We start from the raw sequence: 21,387 nt of genomic DNA, 5'->3' as shown, positions 1-21,387 counted from the left end.
TCATGAGTTTATCTAGAGTGCTAGAACTATTTGGCACTGAAGTTAAATAACTTGAATTCTTGATGTTATAAACACCTATGGAGATAACGGTTTTAATGGTAGTACAATCTGGTTAGCTTGTCTATTTAAATATGTTTACCCAAAGGTTTGTGTTAAAAAAACAAACGTAGATGAAAAAACTTACTTCAGAGGGATAAAAACTTACCTGAGAGGGATTAATGTGATTGAGGGGTCGTTGTTTACTTTTTTGTCTTGTACTAAAGTTTAATTGGTGTTACCTATGATGATAAGGTTCATTCTTTAAAATAGTAAACCCTCTATATAATTGTTCAATAATAAATAAACGTACCATTTGGTGGGAAAAGGTCATTTTAGACAAGGATATTTTTCCATTAGATTTGTTATAAACTTCCTGAGAGAATCCGTAAGGACCACCAATAACAAAAACCAGTTGTTTAATACCAGAATTCATATGCTTTTGTAAGTAATTTGAAAATTCAATAGAGTCCAGTTGCTTACCCTTTTCATCCAATAAAATTAAAACATCCGTGGTATTCAGTTTGCTTATAATGAGTTCACCTTCCTTTTGTTTTTGCTGTTCTTCACTTAAATTTTTAACATGTTTTATATCTGGAATAATTTCTAAAGAAAACTTTATATAAAACCCTAAGCGCCTTGTGTATTCATCAATTAGGGATTTAAGTTCCTTATTATCGGTCTTTCCAATGGTGAGAAGTTTAATAGTCATAATAGCAAAATTACTATTTAGTATTTACGAAAAACATATTTAATAATTAAAAAAATAAAAATTTAATAAACGTAAATTTAATTTAGTAAATCAATTTCTTATTTTTGTTGCAAACCAACTAACTTATACAATAACAGACTAATTATATGATAACACAAGAGCAGTTTGATACAGAAGTTAAAATGATAATTGCTAATGCTATACGAGAAGATGTTGGAGACGGAGATCATAGCTCTTTAGCTTGTATCCCTGAAAACGCAAAGGGTAGAGCAAAAATTTTAGTTAAAGACAAAGGTATTATAGGCGGGGTTAATTTTGCCAAAAAAGTACTGGCTTACGTAGATAAGAATTTAAAATTGGACGTGAGAATCGAAGATGGCACAGAAGTTACCTATGGTGATGTTGTTATGTATATTGAAGGGTCTTCGCAATCTATTTTAAAAGCAGAACGCACTGTTCTTAACGCTATGCAGCGTATGAGTGCGATAGCTACTAAAACAAGAACCTTTGTTGATTTGGTTAAAGGAACGAATACTAAAATTCTCGATACCCGTAAAACAACACCAGGAATTCGTGTTTTGGAAAAATGGGCTGTTGTGATTGGAGGTGGAGAAAACCACAGGTTTGCATTGTATGATATGATTATGCTTAAAGACAATCATATCGATTTTGCTGGCGGGATTACCAAGGCCATTGAAATGACAAAATTATATCTAAGAGAGACCAATAAGGATTTAAAGATTATGGTAGAGGCCAGAAATTTAATGGAGGTTGAAGAGATATTAAAAAGCGATAATATTTATAGAATATTACTTGACAATTTTGATTATGAAGATACCAGAAAAGCTGTAGAGCTAATTGGTAATAAATGTCTTATTGAATCTTCTGGTAATATAAATGAAACCACCATCAGGCATTATGCAGAATGTGGTGTAAACTATATTTCGTGCGGCGCTTTAACCCATTCTGTTTATAACATGGATATAAGTTTAAAAGCTATTAAATAGTTCTTTATTACTTTTTTAATTAGTTTAGTTTTTTGTGCTAAACACGAAATTTTAAACTTTTAAATTAAATAATGACCAAACCCATTGAAGACAAGCTTGATAAGATTCCAGTAATAAATGTCTTGGTACGGTTTTTTAAACGAATTAAATTACCAGGTCTAGAAGGGTTGTCGTTTTACGATTTATTGGAATTGTATATTATTGGAATTGTAAAAGGAGCTTTAACAACTCGTGCCAGTGCCATTGCCTTTAGCTTTTTTATGGCATTATTTCCATTTTTGTTATTTGTACTAATTGTTATTCCGTACGTACCCATTGACGATTTTAAAATAGAGTTCCTAACTTTTTTAGAATCCTTTTTACCCCCAAATACATCCGATTTTTTCTTCGAAAATATCTTCGAAAATATAGATCAAAGACAACGTGGAGGTTTGTTATCATCTGTTTTTGTACTATCCATTGCTTTAATGGCAAACGGGGTAAATGCAGTGTTTTCCGGTTTCGAAAACTCGTATCACGAACAATTAACCCGTAACGTTTTTAAACAATATTTATATGCTTTGAGCATAGCATTGATACTGGCATTTCTACTTATTGTTACCATAGTGGTTTTAGGGTATTTTCAAATATATGTGGTACAAGAACTGTTTGAGGTGTTAGAAGGGCAGGGGTATAAAGTGGATAGCCAAAATGTACTGTGGACAGATTTGGCAAAATATGCTTTCTTTATTATGATGGTGTACTTGGCCACAGCAACGCTGTACTATTTCGGAACACAGGAAGGCAGACATTCTAAATTCTTTTCTGTAGGCGCCTTGTTTACAACTGTACTCATTATTCTGTCGTCATATTTATTTGGTATTTATATTGAAAATTTCGGGCAATACAATAAGCTTTATGGTTCCATTGGTGCATTATTAATTCTGTTGTTTTATTTGTGGCTAAATGCCAATATTTTATTGTTGGGCTACGAATTAAACGCCTCTTTAAATAAATTGCGTAAACAATGTTGATGTTGAAGAAAGGTCTTTTAATAGTCTGTTTTTTTATTAGCCTAAGTTCTTCTTCTCAAAGTATTTTTGGAAAGTGGCGAACGATTGACGATGTGAGTAAAGAAGCAAAATCTATAGTAGAGATTTACAAAGAAAACGGAAAGATTTTTGGAAAAATAGTACAGATATTAAATCCAGAAAAAAAAGATGCTTTATGTAAAAAGTGTTTAGGCGATGAAAAGGATAAACCTGTTTTGGGGTTGGTATTAATTAAAAATATGGAGCGTGATGGCGAATATTATGAGAACGGAACGATTTTCGATCCGGAAAAAGGTAAAACGTATAAGTGTAGACTAGGATTAACAGATAATCCGAATATTCTACAAGTTAGAGGTTACATCGCCTTTTTATATGCAACCCAATATTGGGAACGTGTTATTGAATAACTTAAAATCCCACTTTTTTTGAACCACTTTATAGACGTTATAATTCCCGTACCCTTAAAAAAGCTCTTTACCTATAGTATAAGTGCTTCGGAATTTGATTTCTTAAAACCCGGAATGCGCGTTGCTGTTCCCTTCGGAAAGTCGAAAATCTATACAGGTATTGTTTTTAGGGTTCATAACGATCCACCTATAGCATACGAAGCCAAAGATATCCAGCAAATTTTAGATGACACACCAATAGTAAACAACAAACAGTTGCAATTGTGGCAATGGATAGCAGATTACTACATGTGTACATTAGGGGATGTAATGCGTGCCGCTTTGCCCAGTGCTTTTATTTTAGAAAGCGAAACGGTCATCTTAAAAAATAACATCAAAACCATTGACGAATCTATATTAAAGGATGATGAGTTTTTAGTGTATGAAGCTTTACATCATCAATCATCTTTAAAGATTCATGATATCTCTAATATTCTCGATAAAAAAAATGTGTTGCCGGTAATTAAGCGATTAATTGAAAAGGAGGCTATTTCTGTTGAAGAAGAGGTATATGAAAAGTACAAGCCTAAATTGGTTCGTTATGTCAAGTTACATTCGAGGTTTTCTTCAGAAGAAGGACTTCAAAAATTATTAGACGATTTAAGCAGGGCACCAAAGCAACGTCAGGTAATCTTAACCTTGTTTTCAGTTTCGGCAACGACAAAAAAGCCTGTAAAAGTTTCAGATTTAGTTGCTCAAAGCGGGGCATCCACAGCTATTATAAAATCATTGATAGATAAAGAAGTTCTTGAGGAATATTATATTCAAACCGATCGTGTTCAATATTCGGGAGAAGAAAACGAAGCTACAAAAAAACTTAACGAACATCAGGAAACAGCCCTAAAGGAAATTAAAGAATCCTTTGAAAAATATATGGTTACATTGCTTCATGGGGTTACTTCTTCTGGCAAAACCGAAGTATATGTTAAGCTTATAGAAGAGGCCCTAAATATGGGGCAGCAGGTTCTTTATTTATTACCAGAAATAGCTTTAACGGCGCAATTAATTACGAGATTACAGAATTATTTTGGAGAACAAGTAGCCATTTTTCATTCAAAGTATTCAACTCAGGAGCGGGTTGAGGTCTGGAACCATGTTTTAAATAAATCTGAGAAAGCTAAAGTAGTTTTAGGAGCACGCTCTTCCATATTTTTACCATTTGATAATATAGGACTTATTATTGTTGATGAGGAGCATGAGCAATCTTTTAAGCAATTTGATCCCGCGCCACGTTACCATGCACGCGATACCGCTGTTGTGCTCGCAAATATGCATAAAGCAAAAATACTTTTAGGGTCTGCTACACCAAGCCTGGAAAGTTATTTTAATGCCAAGCAAAACAAATATGGCTTTGTTGAGATAACAAAACGTTACAATAATGTTTTAATGCCGGATATTGAGCTGATCGACATTAAAGATAAGTTCAAGAAAAAGTTAATGAAAGGGCATTTTAGCGATAGGCTTATTGAAGAAATGACTGAGACTTTACAAGAAGGCCATCAAATAATATTATTTCAAAACCGACGTGGTTTTTCTCCTATCGTAGAGTGTAATACCTGTGGTAATTCACCTCAGTGCCCAAATTGCGATGTAAGTTTAACGTATCATCAATATAGAAACCAATTGCGTTGCCATTATTGTGGCTATAATTCTTCAATGATAAAGGATTGTGCGGCTTGTGGTAGCCCGGAATTAGATACTAAAGGATTTGGTACGGAGCAAATAGAGGAAGAGGTAAAGTTATTATTTCCAGATTACAAAGTAGCAAGAATGGATTTAGATACTACCCGAGGAAAATACGGGTACGAGAAAATAATAACGGCTTTAGAGCAGCAGGAGATAGATATTTTAGTAGGAACACAAATGCTAACGAAAGGCTTGGACTTTAGGCATGTTAAATTGGTTGGTATTATGAATGCCGATAACATGCTTAACTTTCCAGATTTTAGAGCGCACGAACGTAGCTTTCAGCTTATGTTGCAAGTGTCGGGTAGAGCAGGGAGAACAGATCAAAGAGGAAAAGTGTTGATACAAACATATAATCCGTATCATAACATTTTACAGCAGGTATCTACCAATAATTATATAGATATGTTTAACGAGCAAATGAACGATCGGTATAATTATAAATACCCGCCTATTTACAAGCAAATAAAAATCACGTTAAAACATAAAGATTATAGTAAAGTAGATGCAGCTTCGGTTTGGTTGGCGAAATCTTTACGACAGGTTTTTAGGGAATATGTTTTAGGGCCGGAATCGCCACCTATTTCCAGAATAAGAAATCAGTTTCATAAAAACATTCTCGTGAAGATTCCTAAACAGCAATCTTTGTCAAAAACGAAAGAAGCTATCATTAAAATAAACAATAGCTTCTTGAATATAAAAGATTTTCGGTCGGTTAAAATAATCTTAAATGTCGATAACTTTTAAATTTAGCTAAGCCTTTGGTTAAATTTTGGTTAGTTAGTTAGATCTAAATATTGTTTAAGGCATCAACCAACTGAGTCTTTTTATTTCTACTTAACGGAATTTCATAAGCTCCGACTTCAACGTTCTTACTGTTAAACCTGTCAATTTTATCAAGATTAACAATGTACGATTTATGAATTCTTAAAAACTTACCTTCGGGTAGTTCAGCTTCAAAAGATTTCATTGTAGATAATACTACCAAACTAGTTTCTTCTGTAACTAATTTTACATAATCACCTAGAGCTTCGATCCATTTAATATCTTTGATATAAACTTTACGTTTTTTAAGGTTACTCTTTACAAAAATATGTTCACCTTCTTCTTCGTTAAAGTCTAGAGTCAATCTATGTTGCTCTAAGGCTTTATCAACAGAAGTGTTAAAACGTTCTCTTGTAATTGGCTTATGCAAATAGTCGGTAGCATCGTAATTAAATGCTTTAAATGCATACTCTGTTTTACCAGTTACAAAAATAATTTGAGGTTTGTTGTTTAATACATCCAAAAGCTCAAATCCATTTAACACTGGCATTTCAATGTCTAAAAAGATTAAGTCCACTTGATGGGTATTTAAACCATTTTTAGTTTCTAAGGCACTACTATACTCTGCAATTAAGTTAAGTGATGGATGATTTTCTACTAACTTCACTATTGAAAGACGTTGTATTGCCGAATCGTCTACTACTACACAGTTTAATGTCATAACATTTTATATTATTTCGGTTAAGATATCGACAATAGTACAAAAAATTCGGCTAAAAACCAAAAATCATCGTTAAAGCGTTCGTTTTAACATAATTTTAACATTTAAATTAATCCAATATTATACTTAAAAATAATTGTTGTTTTATATGTATATATTAACTATTTTTGCACCCAATTTTTAATAATAAATATAGATTTTTATGAATCATTATGAAACTGTTTTCATCTTAAATCCCGTTTTATCTGAAGATCAGATAAAGGAAACAGTAAAGAAATACGAAGATTTTCTTGTTTCTAACGGAGCTAAGATGGTATCTAAAGAAAATTGGGGGCTTAAAAAACTGGCCTACCCAATACAAAACAAGAAAAGTGGATTCTATCACTTGTTTGAGTACACCGTGCCAGGTGAAGTAATTAATGCTTTAGAAGTAGAGTTTAGACGTGATGAGCGTTTTATGCGTTATTTAACGGTATCGTTAGATAAACACGCTATTTCTTGGGCAGAGAGAAGAAGAGAAAAACTTAAACAAAAAGCTTAATTATGTCATCGATAGAACAACAATCAAAAGGAAAAAAAGACGGAGAAATTAGATATTTAACGCCGTTGAATATTGAGACAAACAAACAAAAGAAATACTGTCGTTTCAAAAAATCTGGTATTAAATACATAGATTATAAAGATCCAGATTTCTTATTAAAGTTTGTAAACGAGCAAGGTAAAATTTTACCAAGACGTTTAACAGGAACTTCTTTAAAGTATCAAAGAAAAGTATCTGTAGCCGTAAAAAGAGCACGTCACTTGGCCTTAATGCCTTACGTAGCAGATTTATTAAAATAAAATACCGATAACAATGGAACTTATATTAAAACAAGACGTTGAAAATTTAGGATTTAAAGACGATGTTGTAACAGTTAAGAACGGTTATGGTAGAAATTTTTTAATTCCTCAAGGACAAGCTATTCTAGCTACAGTTTCTGCAAAGAAAGTTTTAGCGGAGAATTTAAAGCAAAGAGCTTTTAAAGAAAAGAAAATAGTTGACGATGCTAACAAAGTTGCTGAAGCTTTAAAAGCATTAGAAATTAAGATACCTGCGAAAGTAGGAGCAGGAGACAAATTATTTGGTTCTGTAAATAATATCAACATAGCTGAAGCTTTAGAAAAAGAAGGTCAAGCTATCGATAAAAAATTCATTACAGTTACTACAGTTAAACGTACAGGTAAATATAATGCTGTTGTACGTTTACACAGAGAAGTATCTGTTGATTTACCTTTCGAGGTTATAGCACAAGCTAAATAGTAGTATTAACAATTAGTTAATAAAACTTTTAAATATTGTAAAGCCATTCTTATGAATGGCTTTTTTTTCTTTATTTTTGTTTCGACATGTTACTATGCATGCATAGTAGACAACTAAACTAAACTATACTCATATGAAAAAAACTACCCTCGCAATTTTTTTCTTGTTCTTTGGTGCGCTTGCATTTTCGCAGGTCACAACATCGAACATTAAAGGTCTAATTCTAGACGAAAAATCCGAACCTCTTCCAGGAGCCAATGTACTGGCCATTCACACACCAACTGGTACAAAGTATGGAGCAGCTACGAACTTTGATGGAAGATTTAACTTATTAAATTTAAGAGTAGGGGGACCTTACTCGATTACAGTGAGTTTTATAGGGTTTCAAGAACAAACATTTAATAATGTGTTCTTAACTTTAGGTAAAACAACCAATTTAGATGTTACGTTAGTAGCAGATAACGAAGAACTGGAAGCGATAGTTATTCAGGGAACCGGAGGAACAGGAACTTTTGGTAGCGATCGTACTGGTGCAGAAACCAGTGTGGGACGCCGTGAATTAACACGCCTACCAACTATTTCCAGATCGGCAGCAGATTTTACAAGATTAGAACCATCTGCTAGTGGAAATTCTTTTGGAGGTAGAAACGATCAATACAATAATTTTTCTCTGGATGGTGCTATTTTTAATAATCCTTTTGGTTTAGATGCTCCTACTCCCGGAGGACAAACTGGAGCGCAGCCTATCTCATTAGATGCCATAGACCAAATATCTGTTTCAACGGCACCATATGATGTTACCCAATCAGGATTTACAGGAGCTTCAGTTAATGCGGTTACTAAAAGTGGAACAAATGAGTTTCATGGTACTGTTTACGGGTTCTTTAGAAATGAGGATTTAACAGGAGGAAAAATAAAAGGAGAAGATGTTACGAAACCAGATTTAGAGCAAGTACAATATGGTATTAGTATTGGAGGCCCTATAATAAAAAGTAAACTGTTCTTTTTCGCTAATTTTGAAAAAGATGATAGAACAGATTTAGGAACTAATGGTTGGATACCTAATACAGGTTCTGGAGCAATTAACGAATCTAGAGTAAGTGAAAGTGACTTAATGAGTGTATCAAATGCTCTGGCAACATTAGGATACAATACAGGTGCTTACGAAGGATTTACCTATGGATCTGAATCTACCAAAGGAATTCTTAAACTAGATTGGAATATCAATGATAATAATCGTTTAGCGATTATCTATAACTTTTTAAACGCATCAAAAGAAAAACCAGCACACCCCACCGCTTTAGGGGTTAGAGGGCCAAGCTTTACAGTACTTCAGTTTGAAAATTCAGGATACGAAATAAATAATGGGATACAATCATTGCAATTAGAACTAAATTCAACATTATCTGGAGATATGACAAACAAATTCCAAGTAGGTTATACTCATTTTGATGATTTTAGAGATCCTTTATCGACTCCAGCACCAGCTATTACTATTCAAGATGGAAGTGGTTCTAATTATATTATCGCAGGTCATGAGCCATTTTCTATTAATAATAGATTGGATCAAAAAGTATTTCAACTTACCAACAATTTAAATGTAGTTAAAGGAAGTCACACATTTACTATAGGATTCTCTTTTGAAAAATTTCAATTTGATAACTCTTTTAATTTGGGAGCTTTTGGCTATGATGAAGATGGTGATTTTAATCAGGAAGTGGGAGCATTTGCAGCTTATCCTGATTTAAATGCTTTTCTAACTGATGTAAATGATGGTACATTAGCTGCTGCATTAGCTAATGCAGATAATGTTTTTAATACTAATAATGCTTTGGCTGCTGGCGATGGATGGTCTTTAGCCGAGACAAATGTTGGACAATTGGCGTTTTATGTACAGGACGAATGGAATGTAAATGATAATTTCAAATTAACTTACGGTATTAGATTTGATAAGCCATTATATTTTGATACCAAGAATAAAATAGATGAAAACATAGCAAGAAAACCTTTTACTTTCGATCCAACGATTCCTTATTTTAACCCCAACACAAATCAAGAAACTTTAATAGATTCTAGAAAATTACCAAATAATAAATTTCTTATTTCTCCACGTTTAGGTTTTAACTGGGATGTTAATGGGGAAAGTAAAACACAAATAAGAGGTGGTACAGGTGTATTTACTGGTCGTTTTCCATTTGTATGGCTAGGAAATCAAGTACAAGGATTAGATTTTTTCTTTTATCAAGTGGTAGACCCAGAATTTAAATGGCCACAAGTATGGAGAACCAATGTAGGAGCCGATCATAAATTTGAAAATGGTATTGTTTTAACAGGAGATGTATCTTATACTAAGGATATTAATGGTGCTCATGTACAAAACTGGGGATTAAGAAATCCATCAGGTACACTTAATGCGCCTGGCGATAACAGACCAACTTATTTACCTGCTGATAGAGGTAATAATGCCTATGTATTTACAAATTCTGATAAAGGGCGTATTTGGAATGCTAGTTTAAAAGCTCAAAAAACGTTTGAGAATGGTATTTATACAAGTTTAGCATACAACTATTTAAATGCTAAAGACGTAAACTCCATAGAAGCTGAAATTACAGGGGATGCTTTTGATTTTAACCCTAATTTAGGTAACGCGAATAATGATGTGTTGTCTTATTCCAAATATGGAGATACACATCGTTTTATAGGTTTAGCTAGTAAAAAATGGTCGTATGCAAGTGATAAAATGGCGACTACAGTTTCTGCATTTTGTGAATATGCGCAAGGTGGTCGTTTTAATTATACATATGCAGGTAATATAAATGGAGATAGTTCTTTCCAGAACAATGACCTTATTTATATCCCTACAGCAAGTGAAGTACAACAGATGCAATTCTCTGGTCCTGGACAAGCGGAAGATTTTGAAAGATTTATTCAACAGGACGATTATTTAAGTGAAAACAGAGGGCGTTATTTTGAAAGATATGGCGCTTTATCGCCATGGAGAAGCAGATGGGATATTAAAATCTTACAGGATTTTAAATTTAATGTAAGTGGAGATAAAACAAATACACTTCAGTTAAGTATTGATGTTCTTAATTTTGGAAACCTATTAAATTCAGATTGGGGTGTGGTAGAGCAGCCTAATAACATGTCTCCTATAAGTGTTGATACTTCTGGAGCTACACCGGTTTACACTTTTAGTGAAGGATCTGATGCTCAAAGTTTCGGGTTTGATTCCAGTTTAGCTTCCAGATGGCAAGCTCAATTTGGGTTACGTTATATTTTCTAAAAATAATACCATATATATTCTTAAATTTGCGCCTCTGAAAAGAGGCGCAAATTTTTTTAGTGAAACTCAAGTTTTAGGAGTTAATAAACGAACTAAAACTTGTTAGTTGAACTAATCCCGCTTTTTAGCGGGATCTCATTATAATTATATTTTAACTTAAATGAAGTACGCAAGACTTACCAAAGAACAGTTTGAAGAGTTACATCAGGAGTTCATTAACTTTTTGGCAACACAATCCGTTACTGCAGAGGAGTGGACCAATTTAAAAACAAATAAGCCAGAGTTAGCAGAAACAGAACTGGATGTTTTTAGTGATTTAATTTGGGAAGGTGTTTTAAATAAAGCAGAGTATTTAGAGCACATATCGCCACAGCATATGTATTTGTTTCATTTAAAGGAAGATAAAATGCAGGCTATAGTGATTAACTTAAAAAATGACATAGATATTACTACGAAAGAAGGCTATGCTTGGTTACGTGAAAACTTAATGGATGAAAATGTTGAGTTTTTACAAGCCGATAAGGATTATACAGACGATAAAAATCTGGATAAGTTTAAAATGATTGAACAGGGTGCTGTTATTACTAAAGGCGACTTGTTTAATTATTTTGATAAGTTGATAAACTGATTGCTTGTTTAGAACTCAAGCCAAAAATACATTATTACTTAACCGATAAATTTTGGCGGATATTCATAACATAGCTAATCTTATTTTTGAAAAATCACTAGATAAAAATAAAGGTTCTCGAAAATTTGTTGAGAATATTAGTACTGGAAATCTCGAAGTTTATGTTGCCTGGACAAAGCGTAAATACAAACTCAATATAAAATACAGAAAATCTAACTTATTCGAGGATTTTCCGAAGTGTATCATCAAAAGATCTGTTTTTATGGAATTTGTTACGCGCTCTGAGTTTCTAACAATGAGCGGAAAAAAAAGTAAAGCCAATGCATTTTTACTATCAAATGAAATCGCTATTTCAATTCTTGATTTAAAAGGTTCAAAAATTGGTGTTGATGGTAAGTTCTTAACATTTCAAATGCATGTTAATAGAGACGATAAGAGTTTTATTTCCGATTTGTTCTGGTCTCTTGAGGTTCTTGGCGAACAATTTGATGCCTATTTGAAGAATAACCGATAATGTTACATAACGGCAAGCGATGAATCCCTAATATTTGGTAACTTAGGGCTTATCCAGTCTCAACCATAAACAAATACCCTTTTAATTAAATTTGAAACGATGCACAGAAAAAAAAGTATTATAAATGTCTTAATCATAATTCTTGTTAATTATACCTGTTGTTTATCTGTGATAGGACAGGTTGATCTTGAAAAACTAAATTGGATTCACGGATCGGAGGACTGTAAAAAAAACACAGACGATTTAATACAAGTCGTAAAGTATGATGCCAATACTTGGATATTAAGGCAAAATAAGTGCACAAACTACGAAGCACCGTTTATGTTTTTATTTTTAGGTAAGGATAAGGCGCTATTAATGGATACGGGAGCAACAAAAGAGGAAGAAACATTTCCTTTATACCGAACCGTTAATAAGATCGTAAAAAATTGGGAGGAGCAACAAAGCAAAAAAATAGAATTAGTAGTAGCGCATACGCACAAACACGGTGACCATTATGCCGCAGATACACAATTTATCAATAAGCCAGAAACAACAGTTGTGGGTCTTGAAAAAAATGATGTTATAGCGTTTTTTAGGTTTACCAACTGGCCTAAAGATATAGTGGATTTTGAACTCGGAGATAGATTGATAAAAATAATTCCTATACCGGGGCATCAAGAAACATCAATAGCATTATACGATACCTCTTCTAAGCTGTTGCTAACAGGAGATACTTTTTACCCTGGACGTTTATATGTTGACGACTGGTTATCATTTAAAGCGAGTATTAGCAAACTTGTCGATTTTACAAAAACACATGAGATTAAGTATATTTTAGGTAATCATATTGAAATGTCAACAACAAGTGGTGTGGATTACCCTATAGGATCTACCTATCATCCCAAAGAACAAAAGCTACAATTAACTGTAGAGGACTTAAAAGAACTTCAATCAACTCTTAAGGAATTAGGAGACAAACCAATTAAAAAGGTATTTGAAAAATTTATCATTTACCCAATCAAATAACAATAGACTTTGTATATCAATAACAATTTTATTTAACTAACTAATGAAAAAAATAACGCTCATCATCGCTTATGTTTTATTTTCAATAAGCACCAATGCACAGCATGAACATGCACAACACAGTAAAGATAAACCGTCAACTCATGGTATGCTTCTTTTTGGAAGTGAGATGATTTATGCGTCTCATTTACCAATGTTCCATACTCCTCACGATTATCAGGTTATATTGAAATTAACGTTATCAAATAAAGATAAGGCGTCCTATCTGGCAGATAAAAAAGAACATCCTAACAATCCAACGTATACTATCGAGCCAGAACGATTTGTGTTGCCGGATATGGTTAGTGACCCTAAACCATTTAAAATAAACCTTTATAGAGGCCATTTTGAAAGAGGGGGCGTAGCGATATTAAAAAATATTGAAGTTACAATTAAGGAGGTTGTTTACTTTAAAAAGTTTAATCCAGAAGAAGCTAAAGCAACAACAGCTAATTATATTTTATTCGGAAATAAAAAGCAACAATTTATAGCTCATGAAATAACAAATAAGCCAGATTTTGAGCAAATTATTGAAGTGAATACCGATATAGACGCCATTTTAAAAGGTGAAAAATTTTCTATTCTTAAATTGAGCGAAACAGGTAATACCCCTATAGGTGTTAGTGGTAATAAATTAAAGATAAATGATTCTTCGTTGCATCTATTAGAACAAGTGTATTTAGAATTTGGTGATTTAAAATAATAGAAAGTATTCTGATTTTTAATTCCTCGGATGTTATATGAAAAAGTAATATTTTTAATAACAAGTTAAAAATATTGTTAGAAAACATTAGTTTTAGTGTTGAGAGATTAAGTAATAAAGTGTTGTGTGCTAGCTTTTTATTAGAATCAAAAACCCAAACTTATGAAGTTATTTAAAACATTTTTATCCATGGCATTGGTTTTAGCTTTTTTCAACTGTACAGATAAGGAAAAAGTAAAGAAAACCCCAGAAACCGATTTAACTCAATTAATGGAATCGATAGATAAATTTAACAAAGCTTTTCAAGAAGGTCATGTAAAGGTTTTGGAATCTATGATAACCGAAAATTATCTGCATACTAACGGTAATTTAAAATCGATAAGAAAAAATGATTGGATTAATTACTTGAGCAAAAGGGAAAAGGAAATTCAATCGGGAGCATTAGAAGTCATTGAATATAAGCTGGAAGAAACAGAAATTGAATTGCATGGAAATACAGCCATTGTAACAGGAAAGGTTACTGTATCAAATAAAAGGAACAATGACATTAAAAAGAATGAATATCGAATTACTAATATTTGGGTGTATGAATCTGGAGCGTGGAAAAGAGCTGGATTTCATGATGGGAAAATAAAATAACGAAAGTATCATTGTGAGGAAGCACGACGAAGCAATCTGCTTTTTTTTAATTCAGTTTCAATTTAATAAACCCTCAGGCTTTTTTCTATTGAAAAAGCAGGTAATAACAATTTCATTATATATTTTTGCCGTTGATTAAAACATTGCGTTGTTTTGTCATTCCTGCTTGGTCACTGAGCGAAGTCGAAGTGATAGCAGGAATCCACTATTGAAAAATAATAATTTAAAGAGATTCCCGACTGAGCGGGAAGTTGATATGGCTCAAAAACCAAGTATACCAAAAGGAACCAGAGATTTTAACCCAGAACAGGTAGCAAAGCGTCACTACATCTTTAATACCATTCGAGGCGCTTTTGAAACGTTCGGATTTCAACCCATTGAAACACCTAGTTTTGAAAACTCTGATACCTTAATGGGTAAATATGGGGAAGAAGGCGATCGCTTGATTTTTAAGATTTTAAATTCGGGAGATTATTTATCTAAAGCTAACAGTGAAGCTTACGATTCTAAAAACTCCAATAAATTAACGCCAAGTATTTCGGAAAAAGCACTTCGTTATGATTTAACGGTGCCTTTTGCACGCTACGTAGTACAACACCAAAACGAAATTGAATTTCCATTTAAGCGTTACCAGATTCAACCAGTTTGGAGAGCAGACAGACCGCAAAAAGGGCGTTTTAGAGAGTTTTTTCAATGTGATGCCGATGTCGTTGGTAGTCAATCGCTTTGGCAAGAGGTTGAGTTTATTCAATTGTATGATACTGTTTTTTCAGCCTTAAAATTAGAAGGTGTCACCATAAAAATTAATAACCGTAAAATTCTATCTGGAATAGCTGAGGTTATTGGTGCTTCAGATAAGTTAATAGATTTTACTGTTGCGTTAGATAAATTAGATAAAATAGGCGAGGAAAAAGTAAAAGAAGAAATGCTAGGTAAAGGGATCTCGGAAGAAGGTATTGCTAAGCTTCAACCATTATTTACATTGTCGGGTTCTTTTGAGTCTCAAATAGATAGTTTAAAAACTATTTTATCGGCTTCTGAAGAAGGACAAAAAGGGATTGAAGAATTAGCGTTTATAAATACAGCGATTTCAGAATTAGGATTAAAAACAGCAGCTTTACAATTGGATGTAACGCTTGCCCGTGGATTAAACTATTACACCGGAGCTATTTTTGAGGTGTCTGCACCAAAAGATGTGAAAATGGGTTCTATTGGCGGAGGTGGTCGTTATGATGACTTAACGGGTATTTTCGGCATGAAAAACGTGAGCGGAGTTGGTATTAGCTTTGGGTTGGATAGAATTTTTTTAGTGCTTGAAGAGTTGGACTTATTTCCAGAAACAGTGAATAAAAATGTTGAGGTTCTGTTTATCAATTTTGGTGAGAAAGAAGCGTTATTCAGTTTAAAGGCTATTAACGAATTACGATCTCAAGGTATAAATTCTGAACTGTATCCAGATACTGCAAAAATGAAAAAGCAAATGAATCACGCCAATAAACGTGCTATTCCGTTTGTTGTTTTGGTAGGCGATCAGGAAATAGAATCTAATACCTATACCCTTAAAAACATGGCTACCGGGGAGCAACATAAAGTGCCTTTAAAGGAGTTGATTTCTCTTGTAAAATAAAAAGAGTCCTAAAAATTAATTTAGGACTCAAAGTATGGCTAAGCGGAAAATAGATTTGGGGTTTGACTAACTCAAATAATTAAACTTAACATACTATTTTATTAATACTTTTTTAGAGAGTGTTCCATATTCGGTTTGTATTTTCACGATATAACTTCCCGTTTTTATTTGACTGGCATTATACGATAGATGCTTTTTATTGGTGTTGGTTTGAAATTTAAATAAGGACTGTCCCAGTATATTAAACATTTCAACAGTCTTTATTAATTTAGATGCTGGATTGTTAATGATAATAGAATTCTCTTCGTTAGAAAAGTAAACGTCTATAGGATTATCGTTACCAACATCGTTTACATCTAAGGTTTGAGCGTTTGAGAATGCAATTTCAAAACGATTTAAATACTCCCCAGCTGTTAAAAAGATATCATAATTACCTTGCTTTAAATTTTGGAAGACGCCTGACTCTTTATCGTGTAAATACAGCTCTAAGTTATCGGATGCGTTTTCTAATTCATCAATTGTTATGGTGTTAATGCCATCATTTTTAATGTGAATACCAATAGGGATAATGGTTTGTTCGTTAATTTCATTAATACCTTGAATAACAAATTTTTCGTTATTGATCATCCAGTACATGTCGTCAATCTGGGTATCTATATTTTTTGAATCGTATCCCCAATCGTAATCAGCAGTGGCATTTTCGTCAACAGTAACCAATAACTGTCTGTGAATTTCATTTACAGAGTTAAAGCCAATTCTTAGTTTCATTCTAGTATCTCCATGGTTGGATTTATTACTGGAATTTGCGTTGCTTTTTTTAGTATTGGATGACTTTACAAATAATGAGTTAATGCCATCTTCGGTTTGAAAAACACGCTGTCCGTTGTTAAACCTGATAGTTCCACCGGTTTCAGCAGTTACAAAGAAACCTTGTGCAACAGGTATATATCTGCCCGGTATTTTAGTTGGAGTACCTCCGGTAGCCACATCAGGATCGTTTGTACCTATCGATGCTGCTGGTACGCCTCCAGAAAGTGAGTAGGTTGCGTAACCCCCTTGGTATTCGCGAAGAATATGAGAACCACCTCCCCAGTGTTCCCAGAAATACAATGTTCCGGTTGTAGAACCTGCACCAGCAATAGTAGCGCCATTATCTAAAATAAATTGTACAGCATCTATCGCAGATGGATATGGATTACCAACTAAATAATCGTTTCCTGAACTTATAGTTAAGTTTATATCGCCATTATTAGGCTTGCCATTTAGTACATAGTTTTGGGGTGTGCTAATTGAACCGGTACCAGGACCTTTCATAATAAAACCTTCCCCTGCAAGCAATGTTCCGGTACTTCGCACATGTTGCCATTTGGAGTAGTTGTCGCTTTCTTGATTGCTAAATTTCCAGATCCAATAGTCAGCAACTGCTACGGGTGATGCAGAACCATCGTACCCAGAGGTTAAAAAACCAACATTGGTGATAACATCGGGTACTTTATAACTATTATTGTTAGTGGTGTTATTGGAAACTCCAACGGGAGACGACCAATAATTATAGGTGTAAGTATCTGCTGTTCCTTGTTGATCTTTTTCAAGTGTTCCGGAACTGGTTGCATCTAGCGTACTATCTTCGGTTTGAATTAACTGGGAGTCGCCTTCTAAATCAATATCACCATCCAGTTTTAAATACCAGGAGTTGTATAATCCAGAATCTCCGTTAACTTCAAGGGAGCTACCACTATCAATAATAAGCCCAACCGTAGAAAGATCGCTGCTTATTTCTAGATTACCTTTTATTTGAACAATAGAACAACCAGGAGCTGTACTACTAATATCCCATGAATTTCCTTGTTCCCAATTACTTGAATTTGTCCAATTACCACTACATGATACTGTCGTAACATAAGGAAGCGGAGCTGTTTGTCCATCAATGAGTTTGGTGTTGTAAATTTTGGCACCTGAGCCTACATCTACAGCAGCTGTTGTTAAATCATCAATAATATCATCTTTATAGGTGTCTAATCTGTAATATCGCTGTAAAGCGTTCCAATTAAGAGGTGTAATGGTAGACGTATCAACAAAATCTGTGATGTCTAAAGGAATAGTAGAACCTCTCACGATACCACCATTATTTTCTATTTCCTGATGTATCATTTTATGGAGTTCGTTTTCGGATAAGGCTTTATTAAATACCCGAATTTCATCTACATACCCTTTAAAATAATTGCTATTTGTATCTGGTTGCCTGCCAATGGTAAAACTGGAACTATCTGAGTTAAGTGCTCCAGAAATCGGTAGGCTGGCACTCATAGTACCGTTAACGTATAATTTAAAAATACTATTAGAATCGCTGTAAGTAGCAGCCACATGTATCCATTGGTTTGTGTTTAATGGTGTGCCATTAGTAATGGTGTTACCATCTGCAAAAGCAGATACGCTTTTATCTGCATTAAGGCGCACATAAAATTCGTTTTGCCCTAATACTATTTGTGTTCCTGTGGCTGAAGGATCGATTTTTATCCAAGCCATTATTGAGACTTCGCCCCAACCATCAATTACAGAACTTTCGGCAGCATAATCGTTGCGACCGTCAAAGTACAATTGTAATTTTCTGTTTAAATCTCGTGGAGAGCCAAAAACAGTATCGTCTGTATCGAATAAATCAAGAATACCATCGCCTTCCGCATCATTCGTATCATCAATTAAACCATCGTTATTGGCATCTAAGTTTGCGTATAAAGTATGCGAAATATCGAAAGTTGATCCATCTGAGGTTACGTCGAGATAATCCGGTATATTATCATTATCGGTATCGGCTACATAATATGCCCAACCCGATCCTGTAGCCCCTTGATTGGAATTACCATATGCTGTTGCAAAAGTGCTACCATTAAAGAAATCGTATAAATCTAAAATACCATCGGTAAAGTATTCTGAGGTACCATCGGAATTAATATCGGTTTCCCTAACGGTATCCGTGTCGGTTCCATCGCCAACACCATCCCCGGTAATATCGCCATCCCCGTTTTGATATGTGGCACTGCCAGAGTTTGTGGCTCCCGATTCATCTACATCAAAAATCGTATCGTTATCAGAGTCTAAGTCTAAATAATTTGGCGTACCATCTAAATCTGAATCTAAAGCCGTATGGCCTTCACTTAAATCGTGCATACCATTGTTGTTGGCATCTACCCAGCTTCCGCTATTGGTAAGCGTTGCGTTACCATCGCTATAGTTTCCTAAACCGGCTTCAACCACATCTGGGATACCATCGTTGTCTGAGTCTAAATCGAAAATGTCTGCAACATTATCACCATCGGTATCACATAATGTTTGCGATATTACAATATCGTCTATAGCTAAATCGTTACCAGCGCCACCAACTTCATTATTAATAAAGTAAACATAAAACTCGCTAACATTAAAAGTAAGATTAGCTGTAAATTGATGCCAGCTTCCATCTGGATCGCCATTTATTGAAGGCGGAATGTCTCCTGTGGTTATAGAGGCTAAGAGATTATTATTTACATCTCTAAACTCTACCAATATGTCTGGTCGTAATCGGGTTGCTATACCCGGAGCTGTAGTTGTATCTAAATTTAACACCCAAAAGCTATAGGTAATAGGTACATTTGGCAATGATCCTATAATGGTTGCTGTATAAAAAGTACCAGGGTCGTAAGAGGCATTAAACATGGCCATTCTTCCGTTGGTATCTCCCGGGGTATGATCTTCGCCGGTATACCAGTAGTTATCTGCCCAACTTGCAACTTCTGCATTGGGGGTATCGTCTGTGCCATCACCGTCACCAGCTTTGTAGTACACAACATATTCGCCATCACTTAAGTCGTCATTACCTAAACTAGGGCAAGTGGTTGTGCTTGCCCCGTTAGATCCGTCTTCATAGCAATAGGTTGTTATAGCGTCGTACGTAGTATTAATAGTTGTTCTGTTTCCATCCCCAAATGTTTCATTTAAGAATTTATAATTTGTTGTTGTAGCTATTGAAGATGTACTACAAGCGTTCTCTTCTTGCGAATCCAATATACCATCATTATCATCATCGATATCATCATTATCAAGTATACCATCGCCATCACTATCAAAAAAGTTCTGTTCAGAACGGGCATCGATATCAAATTGATACGAGCCTTCATCCGAATCGTTATTGGTAACCGTAACGGTACATGTTTTTGTTCCTAATGTTGGCGGATTAAATTGTATCGTAAATGCTGTTGTTCCTGTTGATGGTAGTACCGGGGATGCATATAACGGTGCGATGATTGAAAAATCGGTGGTATTTGATAAGGCTATATTTGAAATTGTTAGGTTGCTACCGCCTTTGTTGTAAACCATATACGTTCTTGTAACCAGAGTTCCTGCATTTGAGGTCCCAAAAGAGGTGTGATCTGCATTCGTAGGGGTAATATCGCCATTTGAAATGGACAGGCCGTTACCTGCAATATCTATTTCGGGTGCAGAAACCTTTACTAATATGTCGTCAAAATAACTGTATTCTCCGTTAGCATTTGCTGTACTACTAAACCTGAAACGCGAATTAGAAGAAAGTCCACTGTTTATGGTTTGGTAAAAGGTGTAGACGTAGTTATTTGATGTAAAATCTGTTCCTAATACATAGGTTTTAATTGTAGACCAGCTAGACCCGTTGTAATACTGTAAAGAAAAACCTTCTCCTGTATCGATACCACTACCTATAAACGAAAACGAAAAATCGATGGAACTATATGCTGAAAGGTCTAAAACTGGCGATGTTGTATAGTTTTGTGATGTGTCGTCGTCTTTTGAGTAAATAGATTGAGAGCTATTGTTAGCATATATGGCATTCGTATTTAAACCAGAATCTGAGCCACCATCTGTCCAACTTTGCAGACCGCTTTCAAAATCATAAGACGCTATGGTTTGCGACATGGTATCATGACAAACATATAAACAGAATGCAAGAGTGAATAATGAGTATTTACAGATAATACTTCTCATAAGTAGGTTAATTTAGTTTGGGACTAAAAGGTTACTTGTTAGAGTTTGGTTAAACGAATTTCGGGGTAAATATACATTTTTATTTTATAAAAATACGACGAAATGTATAAAAAAATCGACAAAGTGTAGTTTTTTGAACAAATGACATCTTTTGGCTCGTGTGTCGTGAGCAAAAAAAAGAAGCTTAAATTTTGAGTTTTAACTCAGATCTAAGCTTCTTTTTATTAGTGAAACTCTATTTTGA

General features: G+C 34.2%; 17 protein-coding genes. 14 read left to right on the top strand and 3 right to left on the bottom strand.

Translation table 11 applies throughout. The features are described 5' to 3' along the window. Positions 1–274: 274 nt before the first annotated feature. Entirely contained in the window at positions 275–748 is a 474-nt protein-coding gene (rlmH, locus tag C1H87_RS04635) for a 23S rRNA (pseudouridine(1915)-N(3))-methyltransferase RlmH (protein ID WP_102754695.1), read from the bottom strand. 146 nt (positions 749–894) lie between these two features. Between rlmH and nadC the strand changes: the two genes are divergently transcribed. The 4 genes from nadC to priA all read left to right on the top strand — a co-directional run bounded on the left by nadC (position 895) and on the right by priA (position 5,665). Next, positions 895–1,755: a carboxylating nicotinate-nucleotide diphosphorylase gene (gene nadC, locus C1H87_RS04630; protein WP_102754694.1), complete on the top strand. Its 861-nt coding sequence runs from the start codon at positions 895–897 to the stop codon at positions 1,753–1,755. Between the two features lie 71 nt (positions 1,756–1,826). Beyond that, complete coding sequence (locus C1H87_RS04625) at positions 1,827–2,768, top strand: YihY/virulence factor BrkB family protein (RefSeq protein WP_102754693.1); 942 nt, start codon at positions 1,827–1,829, stop codon at positions 2,766–2,768. Then, the gene (locus C1H87_RS04620; protein ID WP_102754692.1) at positions 2,768–3,193 is read left to right on the top strand and encodes a DUF2147 domain-containing protein; all 426 of its coding nucleotides are present in this window, start codon (positions 2,768–2,770) and stop codon (positions 3,191–3,193) included. The genes C1H87_RS04625 and C1H87_RS04620 overlap by 1 nt, the downstream gene beginning before the upstream one ends. A gap of 18 nt (positions 3,194–3,211) precedes the next feature. Then, positions 3,212–5,665: a replication restart helicase PriA gene (gene priA, locus C1H87_RS04615; RefSeq protein WP_102754691.1), complete on the top strand. Its 2,454-nt coding sequence runs from the start codon at positions 3,212–3,214 to the stop codon at positions 5,663–5,665. A gap of 43 nt (positions 5,666–5,708) precedes the next feature. On the opposite strand, the gene C1H87_RS04610 is transcribed toward priA, so the two are convergent. Beyond that, positions 5,709–6,404: a LytR/AlgR family response regulator transcription factor gene (locus C1H87_RS04610; protein WP_102754690.1), complete on the bottom strand. Its 696-nt coding sequence runs from the start codon at positions 6,402–6,404 to the stop codon at positions 5,709–5,711. A 202-nt stretch (positions 6,405–6,606) separates the two neighbouring features. On the opposite strand from C1H87_RS04610, the gene rpsF reads away from it, so the two are divergent. The 10 genes from rpsF (at position 6,607) to hisS (ending at position 16,148) form a co-directional block, all read left to right on the top strand. Then, positions 6,607–6,945 (top strand): 30S ribosomal protein S6, encoded by a 339-nt coding sequence (rpsF, locus tag C1H87_RS04605; RefSeq protein WP_102754689.1) that lies wholly within the window; start codon positions 6,607–6,609, stop codon positions 6,943–6,945. Between the two features lie 2 nt (positions 6,946–6,947). Further along, entirely contained in the window at positions 6,948–7,244 is a 297-nt protein-coding gene (gene rpsR, locus C1H87_RS04600) for a 30S ribosomal protein S18 (RefSeq protein WP_019388303.1), read from the top strand. A gap of 13 nt (positions 7,245–7,257) precedes the next feature. Next, on the top strand, positions 7,258–7,704 hold the full coding sequence (gene rplI / locus C1H87_RS04595; protein ID WP_102754688.1) for a 50S ribosomal protein L9: 447 nt from the start codon (positions 7,258–7,260) through the stop codon (positions 7,702–7,704). 133 nt (positions 7,705–7,837) lie between these two features. Continuing rightward, entirely contained in the window at positions 7,838–10,990 is a 3,153-nt protein-coding gene (locus C1H87_RS04590) for a TonB-dependent receptor (RefSeq protein WP_102754687.1), read from the top strand. Between the two features lie 160 nt (positions 10,991–11,150). Then, positions 11,151–11,618 (top strand): DUF6495 family protein, encoded by a 468-nt coding sequence (locus tag C1H87_RS04585; protein ID WP_102754686.1) that lies wholly within the window; start codon positions 11,151–11,153, stop codon positions 11,616–11,618. Positions 11,619–11,670: 52 nt separating this feature from the next. Further along, positions 11,671–12,132, top strand: coding sequence for a hypothetical protein (locus C1H87_RS04580; protein ID WP_102754685.1), 462 nt, complete (start codon positions 11,671–11,673; stop codon positions 12,130–12,132). Between the two features lie 99 nt (positions 12,133–12,231). Then, positions 12,232–13,140, top strand: a complete 909-nt coding sequence (locus C1H87_RS04575) for an MBL fold metallo-hydrolase (protein ID WP_102754684.1) — start codon at positions 12,232–12,234, stop codon at positions 13,138–13,140. 43 nt (positions 13,141–13,183) lie between these two features. Further along, positions 13,184–13,882 carry a hypothetical protein gene (locus tag C1H87_RS04570; RefSeq protein WP_102754683.1) on the top strand — a complete coding sequence of 233 codons (699 nt, stop codon included), beginning with the start codon at positions 13,184–13,186 and terminating at the stop codon, positions 13,880–13,882. A gap of 162 nt (positions 13,883–14,044) precedes the next feature. Continuing rightward, the gene (locus tag C1H87_RS04565; RefSeq protein ID WP_102754682.1) at positions 14,045–14,521 is read left to right on the top strand and encodes a nuclear transport factor 2 family protein; all 477 of its coding nucleotides are present in this window, start codon (positions 14,045–14,047) and stop codon (positions 14,519–14,521) included. Positions 14,522–14,777: 256 nt separating this feature from the next. Continuing rightward, the gene (gene hisS, locus C1H87_RS04560; protein ID WP_102754681.1) at positions 14,778–16,148 is read left to right on the top strand and encodes a histidine--tRNA ligase; all 1,371 of its coding nucleotides are present in this window, start codon (positions 14,778–14,780) and stop codon (positions 16,146–16,148) included. Positions 16,149–16,241: 93 nt separating this feature from the next. Here hisS and C1H87_RS04555 read toward each other — a convergent pair whose 3' ends face one another. Next, positions 16,242–21,143: a LamG-like jellyroll fold domain-containing protein gene (locus tag C1H87_RS04555; RefSeq protein WP_102754680.1), complete on the bottom strand. Its 4,902-nt coding sequence runs from the start codon at positions 21,141–21,143 to the stop codon at positions 16,242–16,244. Positions 21,144–21,387: the final 244 nt, after the last annotated feature.

Origin of the sequence: Flavivirga eckloniae (assembly GCF_002886045.1) — a bacterium.
GTDB classification, from domain to species: Bacteria; Bacteroidota; Bacteroidia; order Flavobacteriales; family Flavobacteriaceae; genus Flavivirga; species Flavivirga eckloniae.
The sequence above is the reverse complement of the archived record's forward strand: the minus strand, read 5'-3'. Positions and strand labels throughout refer to the sequence as shown.

What these genes read in the sequence shown, in the direction of transcription:
- rlmH (WP_102754695.1), bottom strand. Translation starts at nt 748, where the DNA reads ATGACTATTAAACTTCTCACCATTGGAAAGACCGATAATAAGGAACTT.
- nadC (WP_102754694.1), top strand. Translation starts at nt 895, where the DNA reads ATGATAACACAAGAGCAGTTTGATACAGAAGTTAAAATGATAATTGCT.
- C1H87_RS04625 (WP_102754693.1), top strand. Translation starts at nt 1,827, where the DNA reads ATGACCAAACCCATTGAAGACAAGCTTGATAAGATTCCAGTAATAAAT.
- C1H87_RS04620 (WP_102754692.1), top strand. Translation starts at nt 2,768, where the DNA reads ATGTTGAAGAAAGGTCTTTTAATAGTCTGTTTTTTTATTAGCCTAAGT.
- C1H87_RS04610 (WP_102754690.1), bottom strand. Translation starts at nt 6,404, where the DNA reads ATGACATTAAACTGTGTAGTAGTAGACGATTCGGCAATACAACGTCTT.
- rpsF (WP_102754689.1), top strand. Translation starts at nt 6,607, where the DNA reads ATGAATCATTATGAAACTGTTTTCATCTTAAATCCCGTTTTATCTGAA.
- rpsR (WP_019388303.1), top strand. Translation starts at nt 6,948, where the DNA reads ATGTCATCGATAGAACAACAATCAAAAGGAAAAAAAGACGGAGAAATT.
- rplI (WP_102754688.1), top strand. Translation starts at nt 7,258, where the DNA reads ATGGAACTTATATTAAAACAAGACGTTGAAAATTTAGGATTTAAAGAC.
- C1H87_RS04590 (WP_102754687.1), top strand. Translation starts at nt 7,838, where the DNA reads ATGAAAAAAACTACCCTCGCAATTTTTTTCTTGTTCTTTGGTGCGCTT.
- C1H87_RS04585 (WP_102754686.1), top strand. Translation starts at nt 11,151, where the DNA reads ATGAAGTACGCAAGACTTACCAAAGAACAGTTTGAAGAGTTACATCAG.
- C1H87_RS04575 (WP_102754684.1), top strand. Translation starts at nt 12,232, where the DNA reads ATGCACAGAAAAAAAAGTATTATAAATGTCTTAATCATAATTCTTGTT.
- C1H87_RS04570 (WP_102754683.1), top strand. Translation starts at nt 13,184, where the DNA reads ATGAAAAAAATAACGCTCATCATCGCTTATGTTTTATTTTCAATAAGC.
- C1H87_RS04565 (WP_102754682.1), top strand. Translation starts at nt 14,045, where the DNA reads ATGAAGTTATTTAAAACATTTTTATCCATGGCATTGGTTTTAGCTTTT.
- hisS (WP_102754681.1), top strand. Translation starts at nt 14,778, where the DNA reads ATGGCTCAAAAACCAAGTATACCAAAAGGAACCAGAGATTTTAACCCA.
- C1H87_RS04555 (WP_102754680.1), bottom strand. Translation starts at nt 21,143, where the DNA reads ATGAGAAGTATTATCTGTAAATACTCATTATTCACTCTTGCATTCTGT.